General features: G+C 64.2%; 11 protein-coding genes. 7 read left to right on the plus strand and 4 right to left on the minus strand.

The genetic code is table 11. From position 1 onward, the window contains the following. The first annotated feature begins 7 nt into the window (after positions 1-7). Entirely contained in the window at positions 8-982 is a 975-nt protein-coding gene (locus PQG80_RS17150; protein WP_271752650.1) for a DUF6612 family protein, read from the plus strand. Between the two features lie 133 nt (positions 983-1,115). Then, entirely contained in the window at positions 1,116-2,216 is a 1,101-nt protein-coding gene (ychF, locus tag PQG80_RS17155; RefSeq protein ID WP_271752651.1) for a redox-regulated ATPase YchF, read from the plus strand. A 601-nt stretch (positions 2,217-2,817) separates the two neighbouring features. Here ychF and PQG80_RS17160 read toward each other — a convergent pair. Beyond that, positions 2,818-3,240 carry a MarR family winged helix-turn-helix transcriptional regulator gene (locus PQG80_RS17160; RefSeq protein WP_334219828.1) on the minus strand — a complete coding sequence of 141 codons (423 nt, stop codon included), beginning with the start codon at positions 3,238-3,240 and terminating at the stop codon, positions 2,818-2,820. A gap of 156 nt (positions 3,241-3,396) precedes the next feature. Between PQG80_RS17160 and PQG80_RS17165 the strand changes: the two genes are divergently transcribed. The 4 genes from PQG80_RS17165 (at position 3,397) to PQG80_RS17180 (ending at position 8,156) form a co-directional block, all read left to right on the plus strand. Next, positions 3,397-3,852 carry a CBS domain-containing protein gene (locus tag PQG80_RS17165; RefSeq protein ID WP_271752652.1) on the plus strand — a complete coding sequence of 152 codons (456 nt, stop codon included), beginning with the start codon at positions 3,397-3,399 and terminating at the stop codon, positions 3,850-3,852. A 55-nt stretch (positions 3,853-3,907) separates the two neighbouring features. After that, complete coding sequence (locus PQG80_RS17170) at positions 3,908-5,152, plus strand: MFS transporter (protein ID WP_271752654.1); 1,245 nt, start codon at positions 3,908-3,910, stop codon at positions 5,150-5,152. A 174-nt stretch (positions 5,153-5,326) separates the two neighbouring features. Beyond that, complete coding sequence (locus PQG80_RS17175; protein WP_271752655.1) at positions 5,327-6,166, plus strand: stalk domain-containing protein; 840 nt, start codon at positions 5,327-5,329, stop codon at positions 6,164-6,166. A 184-nt stretch (positions 6,167-6,350) separates the two neighbouring features. After that, positions 6,351-8,156 (plus strand): ABC transporter ATP-binding protein, encoded by a 1,806-nt coding sequence (locus tag PQG80_RS17180; RefSeq protein WP_271752656.1) that lies wholly within the window; start codon positions 6,351-6,353, stop codon positions 8,154-8,156. A 142-nt stretch (positions 8,157-8,298) separates the two neighbouring features. Here the strand turns inward: PQG80_RS17180 and PQG80_RS17185 are convergent, their stop codons facing one another. The 3 genes from PQG80_RS17185 to PQG80_RS17195 all read right to left on the minus strand — a co-directional run bounded on the left by PQG80_RS17185 (position 8,299) and on the right by PQG80_RS17195 (position 10,871). After that, positions 8,299-8,802: a DinB family protein gene (locus PQG80_RS17185; protein WP_271752657.1), complete on the minus strand. Its 504-nt coding sequence runs from the start codon at positions 8,800-8,802 to the stop codon at positions 8,299-8,301. A gap of 93 nt (positions 8,803-8,895) precedes the next feature. Continuing rightward, positions 8,896-9,876 carry a helix-turn-helix transcriptional regulator gene (locus PQG80_RS17190; protein WP_271752658.1) on the minus strand — a complete coding sequence of 327 codons (981 nt, stop codon included), beginning with the start codon at positions 9,874-9,876 and terminating at the stop codon, positions 8,896-8,898. Continuing rightward, complete coding sequence (locus PQG80_RS17195) at positions 9,873-10,871, minus strand: LysR family transcriptional regulator (protein WP_271752659.1); 999 nt, start codon at positions 10,869-10,871, stop codon at positions 9,873-9,875. The genes PQG80_RS17190 and PQG80_RS17195 overlap by 4 nt, the downstream gene beginning before the upstream one ends. 137 nt (positions 10,872-11,008) lie before the next feature. Between PQG80_RS17195 and PQG80_RS17200 the strand changes: the two genes are divergently transcribed. Next, positions 11,009-11,890 carry a DMT family transporter gene (locus PQG80_RS17200; RefSeq protein WP_271752660.1) on the plus strand — a complete coding sequence of 294 codons (882 nt, stop codon included), beginning with the start codon at positions 11,009-11,011 and terminating at the stop codon, positions 11,888-11,890. Positions 11,891-11,969: the final 79 nt, after the last annotated feature.

The raw sequence follows: 11,969 nt of genomic DNA on the forward strand, positions 1-11,969 counted from the left end.
ATCCATCATGTCACGCACATCCAGGCGCCGGTCGCTATCCATCCTCTTCGTCGCGGCGGCGTTCTCGTTCACCGCATGCAGCGCGTCTCCGGCCGCTCCGGAGCGTGCTTCTTCGTCCGAGGCAGCGTTTCGGGCGACAGGGGGAGAGACATCGGGCGCGGCGTCGTACGGCACGGCGCGTGAAGCTGCGGCGCTGCTGGAACAGGCTCGGGCGGCGATGGCGGATGTCGGGCGATATGCGTTCACGCTTCGCCTGGTCCAGGAACTGAGCGGCGGGGCCGCGGCGGCCTCGGCCTTCGAGGTGAAGAACGCAGGCAAGGTCGAGCGTTCCCCGCTCAAGCTGGACCAGACGGTCGAGAGCGTCCAGGACGGGGAGAAGTCCTCGCTGCGCGCGATCCTCGTGCCGGACGCCTACTACGTATACGACCCTTCCTTTGAGGAATGGGGCAAGCTGTCCAGCGACCAGGCGGCGGATATCGCGCGCACGTTGTCCGACTATCAGACCGACCCTTCCGCGGCGCTGGCTTCGGCGCTCTCGCTCGGCCAAGGACTCGCGCATGGCCGCGAGGGTGAACGGGACGTCGTGCGGTACGAAGGGACGGGCCCAGAGGCGCTCGCTTTTCTGAAACTTATATTGAAAGGGACGCTCGATCTCGAGAGCCTCGACGACGAGGTGCAGCGCAGCATCGCGCTGAAGTCGCTGTCGGTTCGCTTCGCGCTGGATGCCGGTACGCATCTGCCGCTCGCCTATCGCATCGAGTCGGACATGACGATCGCGTACGAGCCGGGATCGCCTTCCGAGCTGCATCAGGTGTTCGAGGGCACGTACGCCAAGCACGATGCGACCGAGGCGATCTCGGTGCCGGCAGCCGCGCTCGAAGCGCCTGAACTCGACCCGCCGATCGACGATCCGGCGGCGACCGAGGGCGATATCGGGACGCTGGACGATCTCGGCGGATGGGAAGGGCTGGATTCGTACTAAGCGTCGCCGCACGTTGGGTGGACGCAGGTCCCGGCCTTCCGGTATAATGGCTGGAGTATAATTGAACCGTTGACGGCCGTCCGGCGCGCTCCGCGCCGCCTGAGGGCCGCACGAAGTCAGGAGTGTATAGCGAATGCCACTGTCCTGTGGTATCGTCGGCCTGCCCAATGTCGGCAAGTCGACTTTATTTAATGCCATCACCCAAGCGGGGGCCGAGATGGCCAACTATCCGTTCTGCACGATCGATCCGAACGTCGGCGTCGTCGAGGTGCCGGACGAGCGCCTGCAGAAGCTCGCCGACATCGTCACGCCGAACCGGATCGTGCCGACCGCTTTTGAATTCGTCGACATCGCGGGCCTGGTCAAGGGCGCGAGCCGGGGCGAAGGCCTCGGCAACAAGTTCCTTGCCAACATCCGCGAGGTGGACGCGATCGTGCACGTCGTCCGCTGCTTCGTCGACGAGAATATCACCCACGTATCGGGCAAGATCGATCCGATCAACGATATCGAGGTCATCAACCTGGAGCTGATCCTGGCGGACATCGACTCCGTGGAGAAGCGCATGGACCGCTCCCGCAAGAACATGAAGGGCGGGGACAAGAAGTACGCGCAGGAGGTCGAGGTGCTGGAGCGTATCCACGCCGCGCTGCTCGACGAGAAACCGGTCCGCAGCGTCGAGCTGACTGAAGAAGAGCGCCTGCTCGTGCGCGATCTGCATCTGCTGACGATCAAGCCCGTGTTGTACGCGGCCAACGTCAGCGAGGGCGAGGCGGCCAACGCCGACGGCAACGAGTACGTGCAGCGCGTCCGCGAATTCGCGGCGGCCGAAGGCTCCGAGGTCGTGCCGATCAGCGCGCGCGTCGAGTCCGAGATCGCCGAGTTGGAGGGCGAGGACCGCGAGATGTTCCTCGAGGAGCTGGGTCTGTCCGAGTCCGGCCTCGACCGTCTGATCCGTGCCGCGTACAAGCTGCTCGGCCTGTACACGTACTTCACGGCCGGCGTGCAGGAAGTGCGCGCATGGACGATCCGCAAGGGCACCAAGGCGCCCCAGGCGGCCGCCGTCATCCACACCGATTTCGAACGCGGCTTCATCCGAGCCGAAGTCGTGTCTTACGAGGACCTGGTGAACGCCGGTTCCATGAACGCCGCCAAGGAAAAAGGCCAGCTCCGCCTCGAAGGCAAGGAATACGTCGTCGCCGACGGCGACGTCATGCACTTCCGCTTCAACGTATAACGAACAGCCGCCGCATGGCGCAAGGATAGCCCCGGGTGGGATGCCCGGGGCTTTTTACGCTGCTTTTCGAGGCAACTCCCGCCTCCAAACGCCTCCGTTCCTGCAGTTACGCTGCTTATCGAGGTAACTCCCGTCTCCAAGCGCCTCCGCGCCCGAAGTTACGCTGCTTTTCGAGGTAACTCCGCTTCCAAGCGCCTCCGCGCCCGCAGTTACGCTGCTATTCGAGGTAACTCTGCTTCCAAGCGCCTCAGCCTCCGCAGTTACGCTGCTTTTCGAGGTAATTCCCGCCTCCAAGCGCCTCCGCGCCAGCAGTTACGCTGCTATTCGAGGTAACTCCCGCCTCCAAGCGCCTCCGCGCCCGCAGTTACGCTGCTATTCGAGGTAATTCCGCTTCCAAGCGGCTCTGCCCCCGAAGTTACGCTGCTATTCGAGGTAACTCCCGCCTCCAAGCGCCTCCTCGCCCGCAGTTACGCTGCTATTCGAGGTAACTCCCGCCTCCAAGCACCTCCGCGCCAGCAGCCCCCTAGCCTGCCGCCCGGACCCGCCGCCCGGACCGCCGCCCAATAACTTCCGCGGCAATTGAATACAATAGAGGGAAGCGCTAATCGTCCAAGTAGGTCCGATTGAACTTGGCGAGCAGTTCGCCGAGCCGCGCGCGCTCCTCGTCCGTCCAGTCCTTGAGCAGCAGTCCTATGCGTTCGGTACGCTGCGCCTGCGTCTCCTCGAGCGCGCGCTGTCCCTCGTCGGTCAACTGGTAGAAATAAGCCCGGCCGTCCTCGGGATCGGGCGTCTTGATCACGTAACCCTTCTGCTCAAGCGCGGTCGTCTGACGGCTGACGGTGGATATATCGAGGCGAAACTCCTCCGCGAGCGCCTTGACGCCGGCGGAGCCGTGCGCCTGGATCTGGCCAAGCAGCAGATAAGCGGAGCGGTCGAGCGTCCCGAATTTGCGCGTCGAGATCGAGGTGAGGCGACGGATCAAGAGGGCGAGCTCGAGCTCGATAGTGCTTATTTCCTTATTCACGATCCCACCACCTTGCTGCATCTTGTTCATCATCGTACCATACGAAACGTGCATTTCAAGCGAGATTCGCGGCTAGAACGATTGACATTTATTTATGTAGTTGTATAATACATTTATATGTTTACTTTTGCAATACAACTAACTGGAGGGGCTCGCATGCAAGCGCACGAGATCATGAGCAAGCCGGTGTACAAGGTCAAACAGAACGATACGGTACGCCAAGTGATCGAGAGGTTCATCGAGCACGGCATTAGCGGCTTGCCCGTCGTCAACGATCGCAACGAGATCGTCGGGTACGTGAGCGACGGCGACATCATGCGTTATATCGGCAAGCATGCGGACCGGTACGTCGACTTCTTCTATGCGTCCGTCCTGATCCAAGGGGATAACGAGCAATTCGAGGAAAGAGCCCGCAGGCTCCTGGATCTCGGCGTCATGTCGATCGCCAAGACCAAAGTGATCAAGGCGGCCTGGGACGACGAGGTAGAGAACATCGCAGCCGTGCTCGGCAAAAAGCAGATCAAGAAGCTGCCCGTCGAGCGGGACGGCGTGTTGGTCGGCATTATCAGCCGCGGCAACGTCGTTCGCCACGCATTCGGGAATTTACTGTGAGACCACGATTCGCGCCAGCATTCACATCCCATATTTAAAAGGAGCTAATCATCGCATGTCATCCACATCAAAAGCCGCTCCCGCCGCTTCCCCATTGACGCCGGAAGGGAGCTTGCTCAAGCAGCCGCGCGCCGTATGGGCGGTCGGCTTCGCTTGCGTCATCGCGTTCATGGGCATCGGCCTCGTCGATCCGATCCTGCCGGCTATCGCCAAGGAGCTGCGGGCCTCGCCGAGCGAAGTCTCCTTGCTCTTCACCAGCTACAATGCGGTCATGGCGGTCATGATGCTCATCACCGGCGTCATTCAATCCCGCATCGGCATGAAGGGAACGCTGCTGGCCGGCATCGTCATCATCGCCGTCTTCGCGGCGCTCGGCGGGGCCTCCGACGGCATCTGGGCGCTCATCGGGCTGCGAGGCGGCTGGGGCCTCGGCAACTCGCTGTTCGTCGCCACCTCGCTCACGGCGATCGTCACGCTGTCGACGGGCAGCGTCGCCCGGGCGATCATTCTGTACGAGGCCGCGATCGGCCTCGGCATCTCGGTCGGCCCGCTGATCGGCGGCGAGCTGGGCTCCATCTCGTGGAGGGGGCCGTTCTATGGCGTCGCCGCGCTCATGGTCATCGCGTTCTTGTCCCTCGCGATAACGATGCCGAAGGCCCAAAAGCCGGCCGCATCCGCCGGTCGCCGCAAGGCCTCGCTGGCCGACCCGTTCCGCGCGCTGAAGCATCGTTCGCTCCTCGTCTTCGGCCTGGGGGCCTGCCTGTATAACTTCGGCTTCTTCACTTTGCTCGCCTACGCGCCGCTCGTCCTCGACGAGTATTTCGGCTACGACGCGCACGGTCTCGGCTATATCTTCCTCGGCTGGGGCATCCTGCTCGCCGTCACCTCCGTATTCATGGCGCCGGTGCTCCAGCGCAAGTTCGGCACGCTCAAGTCGATGTACGCCATGCTGACTTTGTTTGGTCTCGTACTGTTCGCGATGGGCATCTGGACGACGACCGAGTGGGTCGTCGTAGGCGCGATCGTGTTCGCGGGCGCCCTGCTCGGCAACAACAATACGCTTATCACGACGGCCGTCATGAACGCCGCGCCGGTCGAGCGCTCGACGGCATCCGCGGCTTATAGCTTCCTGCGTTTCATCGGCGGCGCGATCGCGCCTTTCTTCGCCGGGAAGCTCGCCGAGTGGTACAATCCTCACGTGCCGTTCGTCGTCGGAGGCGCGTTCGTGCTGGCGGCCGTCGTCGTTATTATGCTGAACCAGCGTCATCTGCAGCACGTGGACAAGGCCGGCGCGCACTAATATATAGTTTAACGGCCGTCCCCGGCATCCGGCGGACGGCCGTTCGGCGTCCGGACAAGCCGCAACCTTTTTTCCGCGGCGCGCGTCTGAGGGGATGCAAGATTTGCCGGGAACGGCCGTGTCGCATCATAAGCGCGGGGACCCCATTGCAACTTAGAGAGGAGCAACATTACCATGCTAAAATCAAAAACGATCCTATTGTTGACCGCCGCCGGCATCCTCGGAGCCACCGCGGTCGCCGGGGCATCCGGCCTCACGCAGAAGGTTAGCGGCCTCCTGCGCTCCGATATTCACGTATCCGTCAACGGGGTCGCTTACGGCTCGATCCAACCCGTTTATATCGATGGGAAGGCGTACGTGCCGCTGCGCGACACCGCAGGCGCCATGGGCTACGAGATCGCCTGGAATCCGCAGGCCAAGCAGTTCGACCTGACCCCCAAGAAGGAGGAGCAAGCCCCCGTGGACCCGTACATTCTGAACACCGGCGTCGTGACGGAGGCGCAGACCGCGAACGGTCTCACGAGCTTGAACGTAATGGGTAAAGGCTCGGCCGGCACCTTCGACTGGATCGTCGCCAAGGTGGACAAGGACACGGTCATCGTGGACGCATCCGGCGCGGCCAAGACGGCGGCCGATCTCAAGGCAGGCTCGCGCGTCGCCGTCGAGTACGGACCGATCGTGGCGCTGAGCTTCCCGGGCCAGTCGCATGCGGCCAAGGTGACGCTGCTGGGCGAACGCCTCATTAAGGAAGATAAAGTCGGCGCCGTCAACAAGACGGAGAGCGGCTGGCAGATCCAACTCGGTACGGGCACCGGCGACGCGGCCATTTCCAATCTCGTGCTGAACGTCGGCCCGGACGCGCTGATCGTCACTTCGGCCGGCGAGCCGATCAAGGCAGAGGACATCAAGGCCGGCGCGAAGGTCCGGGCGTTCTATGGCCCCTCGACCACCAAGAGCATCCCGGCGCAGAGCGCGGCGGATACGATCGTCGTCCTGCCGGCCGACGCGCAATAATACAACCGAATGCTTGAGCGGAGCGGTCCCGGGAGGGATCGCTCTTTTTTGCGTCAAGATGCTGCCGCTCGCGAGCGGTCTCGTTCGAAAGCTGTGTCGGGTGTGGGCGCGAACGGAACTTGATATAATCGGGATAACCGCAATAAACGCAATCCATCCAATCATCAGAAGGAAGCATCGACACATGAGAAGACTAAGCGAAAATCATGAAGCGGGGGCCGGTCTGTCGGACGTCAAGCTGTCCCGCGTTCTTCTGCTTTTCAAGCCGTATGCCGGACAGCTGGGATTTATCCTGCTGCTGTCGCTCGCGGCTACGCTGGCGGGACTGGCCGCCCCGCTCGCGACCAAGGAGCTCGTAGACCAGGCCATCCCGCGCAAGGATACGGGACTGCTCCTGCTGTTCGCCGGATTGATGGCGGCAAGCCCGCTCGTCAAGGGCGTGCTGAACGTCTGGCAGACCCACTTGAACAACAAAGTCGGCCAGAGCGTCATGCGCGATCTGAACAACCGCCTGTTCCGCAATCTGCAGCGCCAGTCGATGTCGTTTTTCACGCGATCGAGAACGGGAGAGATCGTCCAGCGCATCTCCGGGGACGTCCAGGCCGTGCAAGGCGCCATTACCGGCACGATCGTCACGGCGATCACCCAGACGGTTACCTTGATCGCGACCGTCGTCATCCTGCTGCGGCTAGACTGGCGGATGGCGCTCGTATCGATGGCCGTCATTCCCGCGCTGCTCCTGCCCGCCAGGCGGATCGCGGCGCTGCGCAAATCGCTGCGGCTGCGCGTCCAGACGCTGCGGGGCGAGATGTCCTCGCATCTGTCGGAGACGTTCGGCGTGTCCGGCGCGCTGCTCACTCGCATATACGGGAGGGAAGAGACGCAGGTCCGCAAGTTCGGCGAGATGAACGACACGGTGAAGAGCATGGAATTGCGGCTCGGTCTCATCGGCAGATGGTACGGGATGGCCGCAGGGGTATCCAACCCGCTGGCCACGGCGATTATCTATCTGTACGGCGGCTGGCTCGTCGTCCAGGGCGATATGTCCATCGGCTCGGTGATCGCCTTCGCCGCCTTGACGGGCCGGATGTACGAACCCGTATCCGGACTCCTCGGCGTACACCTGGATCTGTCCGCGGCGATGGGCATCTTTCAGCGCATTTTCGAGTATCTGGACCTGAAGCCGGAGGTCGCGGACGCGCCGCAGGCGAAGCCGCTGGAGAGAGGGAGCGGGCTGGTGGAATTCGACGGCGTCGAGTTCGCGTACGCGCCGGGCGGGGCAGCCGTGCTGCGGGGGATCGACCTGACCGCGAGGCCGGGGCAGCTGCTGGCGCTGGTCGGCCCGAGCGGGGCCGGCAAGACGACGCTCGCGGGGCTGGTCGGCAGGCTGTACGATCCGACGCGAGGCTCGGTGCGGATCGACGGGCGCGACGTTCGCGGCGTGACGGTGCGTTCGCTGCGCGAACAGATCGCTTACGTGACGCAGGAGCCTTTCTTATTTTTCGGCACGATCGCCGACAACCTCCGCTTCGCGAAGGAGGACGCCACGGCGGCGGAGATGGAGGCTGCCTGCAGGCAGGCCTACATCCACGACGTGATCGCGGGGCTGCCGCAAGGCTACGATACGAAGGTAGGGGAGCGGGGCCATAGGCTCTCGGGCGGCGAGCGTCAGCGGATCGCCATCGCCCGGGCGATCCTGAAGGATCCCCGCATCCTCGTGCTGGACGAAGCGACCTCGCATCTGGACTCGCGCTCGGAGGCGTACGTGCAGGAGGCGCTGGAGGGACTCATGGCCGGCCGCACGACGATCGCCATCGCGCACCGCCTGTCCACCGTGCGGGCTGCGGACGCGATCGCCGTGCTGGACCGCGGCCGTATCGTCGAGCTGGGCGGCCATGACGAGCTGTTGGCCCGAGGCGGGCTCTACGCCATGCTGTACCGGACGCAGTTCGCGGAGGTGCCGGCGGACGCCGGAGACCGTAGCGAATAGGATCGTGCGAGGCATATCGGACGAAAATATCGTTGAACGGGGCCGCAAGCGCAATGGCAGTGGAAGTGAAGTGGCAGTGACAGAGCGGGGCGAGGCTAGCCGAGAATGACGGCTAGCCTCGCCCCGCAGGCGCTTCCTTGACTCAGACGACAGGCGGTTCCATGCCTATATCCGTCCATTCCTCGCGCGCGGGCCCATAGAGGCCGGGTACGCGAAGTCCCGCCTGGCGCATCAGAACGGTCAACTGGCCGCGGTGATGCACCTCGTGCTGGATCACGACGCGGAGCGTGACGCCGCCCGGCCACTGCTCGCCGTACATGTCGCTCATGCGGGCGAGATCCGCGTCCTGCCACTGGCCGCGCACGGCCTCGGCCACCTCGCGCGCGGTCCGCGCATACGCGGCCGCGATCTCCGCAGCGGCGGACGGCACGACGTGCTCGTCGCCGGGAGCGGGTAGCTCGAGCCCCGTGCGGACCAGCATCTCGTGCGGGCTGCAGGTCAAGTGCCAGGCGAGCCGTCCGATCGTGCGGTAGCCGTCGGCCACGCGCTGCGACAGGGAAGCGTCCGTGAGCGACTCCAGCAGCCGGCGCGTGCCGGCGGATTCGTTTTCCCACTCCTGAACAAAGCTATCGATGCTCGTGAACATGTATATCGTCTCCTCCTTCAAATGAAGCGGCTGCGACTAGCGGCCATAGTCCGCCGTTCGCCGTCCGCCGATGCTGCATACTCGGACAGCTTATCACGCCTTCGCTGACAACAGCGTGTCAGCGGTGCGATACATCCGCAGCACGTCGTCCGCGCAAGCCTGCACCGCCTCCGCCAGCTCGGGCGGCGACTCCACGTACACGCCTGTCCCGAACCCGAGCAGCCACCAGTGCAGCCATGGCTCGTCGGGCTGCCTGCTCCTGACGAGCAGCGTGCCATCCGGCCGGTCCTCGAACAGCGCGCCGTCGAGCGAGCCGAAGTAATCCTCCGCACGCGTCCGGGCGACGGGCGCGAACCGCAGGACAATCTCCTTCATGTTCCCATGCCCCGCCGGCGGCATACTCTCCCACGTAAGCGGCCGCGCTTCCGGCTCCTCGCGCGGCTCGAAGGCTTCGTCCGTCCGAACCAGATCCCGGACGCGGGACAGTCTGAACAGCCGGAAGTCTTCCCTTTTCAGACAATAGCCGTACATATACCAGATCAGCCCCTTGAGGACCAGCCGCACCGGCTCGCAGCGGCGCTCCGACCGTTCGCCGGCCATGTCCGTGTAGGAGAAGCGCACGATTTTTCTGTCGCGTATCGACTCGCGGAGCAGGGCGACCTTGATCTTGTCCTGAGAGGCCCCGCTCCAGGGATTGATGTCGATGATCAACTGCCCGGACGCGTCCTCGAGGCTGCTCTGCTCCGTCCCCGACAGCATCGCCCCCACCTTGTCCAGCAGTCTGCCGATCTCCCGTTCCTCCATCGCCTCGCGGACGCCCTTCAGGGCGATGACCATCGCCTGCAGCTCCTCCAGCGTCAGAAACTGCCGCTCGAGCCGGTACCGCTCCATGATCTCGTAGCCGCCGCCTTCTCCGGCGTACGACACGATGGGGATGCCCGCCTGGCCCAGCGTCTCCATATCGCGGTAGACCGTCCGCAGCGACACCTCGAACCGGTCGGCGAGCTCCTTGGCGCCGATCCGGCGCCTGCCCAGCATCAGCATCGTTATGGCGAGCAGCCGGTCGAGCTTCATGCGGTGACCCCTCCTTTGCGGTGACCCCGGCGCGGCGGATGCGGATGGGAGTGCGGCGGCCCGAGGCCCAAGCTCAGCGACGCGTCCGGCTCCGGCAGCATCCCCCCGGAGGCGTCTGCCGCGATCTCCGGCATGGTCTCCCGTACCGCGGCGAGCTCTTCAAGAAACAACGCGAGCGGCCGGCTCACATAAGCGTCCCGGCGCATGACGAAGTACGTCCGGATCCGGTTGTACGGATCGGGCAGCGGATGCACGCGCACCGTCCCGTCCGCCTCGGCCTTGGCCACGACGCTTCGCGGCATCAGCGAGATGCCGAGTCCCGCCGACACGCCGCCGATGATCGCCTCCAGCGTGCCGAACTCCATGATCCGCGGCTGCGCCCAGGCATGCTCCTTGGTCCAGCGCTCCAGGACGGACCGGTAATAGCAGCCGTCCGTGAACACGAGCATCGGTTCGCTGCCCAGCTCGCCGGCAGGGCCGCGTTCCGGCGAAGAGACGAGGACGATCTCCTCGTCGAACGCGGGCACCGCCGAGATCTCCGCCTCGGGCCAAGGCCCGGCGAGGAAGCCGCCGTCCGCCTCGTAGCGAAGCACCTTCTCTAGCACCGCCGCCGAGTTTCCGGTCGAGAGCGACAGCTCGACGTCGGGATAGCTGCGATGGTAGCCGGCCAGCAGCGAGGGCAGCCGCACAGCCGCGCAGCTCTGCGTCGAGGCGATCGCGAGCGGGCCCAGCGGCCCTTCCGGCGAAGATACGGCCTTGGCCGCTTCGTCCAGCAGGCCGACGATCCGTCCGGCATAATCGAGCAGCAGCTTGCCGTCCGCGGTCAGCGTCATGCCCCGATTGTGCCGGTGGAACAACGGCTTGCCCAGGTCGGTCTCCAGCTGGCGGATGCGCGCCGTCACGTTCGACTGCACGTAGCCGAGCTTGGCTGCCGCCGCCGTCACCGTGCCCTCGAGCGCCACCGTCCGGAATATGCGCAGATCTCCGCTTTCCATGTAGACCCCTCCGTCTCGGATATCGTTATTAGTGATGGTCGTCATGATTTATTTCTATTTTATTTGATCGCGAACGGCCGTTACAATCATTTTTATCGATACGAATCCGCGAATGTCCGAGAAGGAGTGATCGCCCGATGAATCCCAGAGTCTATGCCCTGCTGATTTTCGTCACCACGCTATCCATGGGACTGGCGTTTCCCGTCGGCCGGATCAGCATCGATTATGCGCCGCCCTTTCTGACGATGAGCCTGCGCTTCGTTGCCGCCGGCCTGCTGATGGCCGCGTTCGCGGCGCGCCGGCCCAAGCCCTCGGGGGCTGCGCCCTGGCTCCGCATCGCGCTGATCGGCGCGCTCAATTCCGCAGGCGTCATGGGCTGCAGCTATTACAGCATGAAGTGGATCACGTCCGGCGAGTCCGCGATCCTTATATTCGTGAACCCGCTGCTCGTCATACTGTTCGGGGCCTTGTTCATGAAGGCCAGGTACCGCGCCGCCCAGTGGGCGGGGGTCGCGCTCGGGTTTGCCGGCGTTTTCTGCACGATGGGCGCGCATCTGTCGATGAATCCCGGCACGCTCATCTCGCTGCTCGGCGCCTGCTGCTTCGCGGCCGCGTCGCTGTTGGTCAAGCGTTGGGGACAGGGGATCGATACCTGGGTGCTGACGGGTTACCAGATGCTGTCAGGCGGCCTCGTCCTCGGTCTCCTGAGCGTTCTTTTCGAGCATCCGCATGCGAACTTCGCGGGGCCGTTCGTGTTCTCCCTCGTTTGGCTCGTGCTGATCAATTCCATCCTCCAGTTCACCGGCTGGTCATTTCTGCTGCAGCGGGGCGATCCGGCCAAGACCAACGCCTTCCTGTTCCTGGCGCCGTTCTTCGGCGTCATCGGCGGGGCGGTGCTGCTCGGCGAGCCTCTTCACGGCTACGTGGCCGCCGGCGGCGCGATGATCTGCGCGGGCATCTTCCTCGTCAATTGGCGGGCTGCAGCGCCCAAGGCCGTATCCGCGGCCGGAGGCGCATGAAGGAGCTGACTGCAGGCTTATCGGTTGGACGCCGTTACGCGCCGGCACTTGCAACGGTATGATATAATGGAGTGACAAC

The organism is Cohnella rhizoplanae (assembly GCF_948329515.1).
GTDB classification, from domain to species: domain Bacteria; phylum Bacillota; class Bacilli; order Paenibacillales; family Paenibacillaceae; genus Cohnella; species Cohnella rhizoplanae.

Excerpts from the sequence above, each read along its gene's own strand:
- PQG80_RS17175 (WP_271752655.1), top strand. The coding sequence starts at position 5,327 with ATGCTAAAATCAAAAACGATCCTATTGTTGACCGCCGCCGGCATCCTC.
- PQG80_RS17200 (WP_271752660.1), top strand. The coding sequence starts at position 11,009 with ATGAATCCCAGAGTCTATGCCCTGCTGATTTTCGTCACCACGCTATCC.
- PQG80_RS17170 (WP_271752654.1), top strand. The coding sequence starts at position 3,908 with ATGTCATCCACATCAAAAGCCGCTCCCGCCGCTTCCCCATTGACGCCG.
- PQG80_RS17180 (WP_271752656.1), top strand. The coding sequence starts at position 6,351 with ATGAGAAGACTAAGCGAAAATCATGAAGCGGGGGCCGGTCTGTCGGAC.
- PQG80_RS17165 (WP_271752652.1), top strand. The coding sequence starts at position 3,397 with ATGCAAGCGCACGAGATCATGAGCAAGCCGGTGTACAAGGTCAAACAG.
- PQG80_RS17185 (WP_271752657.1), bottom strand. The coding sequence starts at position 8,802 with ATGTTCACGAGCATCGATAGCTTTGTTCAGGAGTGGGAAAACGAATCC.
- PQG80_RS17150 (WP_271752650.1), top strand. The coding sequence starts at position 8 with ATGTCACGCACATCCAGGCGCCGGTCGCTATCCATCCTCTTCGTCGCG.
- ychF (WP_271752651.1), top strand. The coding sequence starts at position 1,116 with ATGCCACTGTCCTGTGGTATCGTCGGCCTGCCCAATGTCGGCAAGTCG.
- PQG80_RS17195 (WP_271752659.1), bottom strand. The coding sequence starts at position 10,871 with ATGGAAAGCGGAGATCTGCGCATATTCCGGACGGTGGCGCTCGAGGGC.
- PQG80_RS17190 (WP_271752658.1), bottom strand. The coding sequence starts at position 9,876 with ATGAAGCTCGACCGGCTGCTCGCCATAACGATGCTGATGCTGGGCAGG.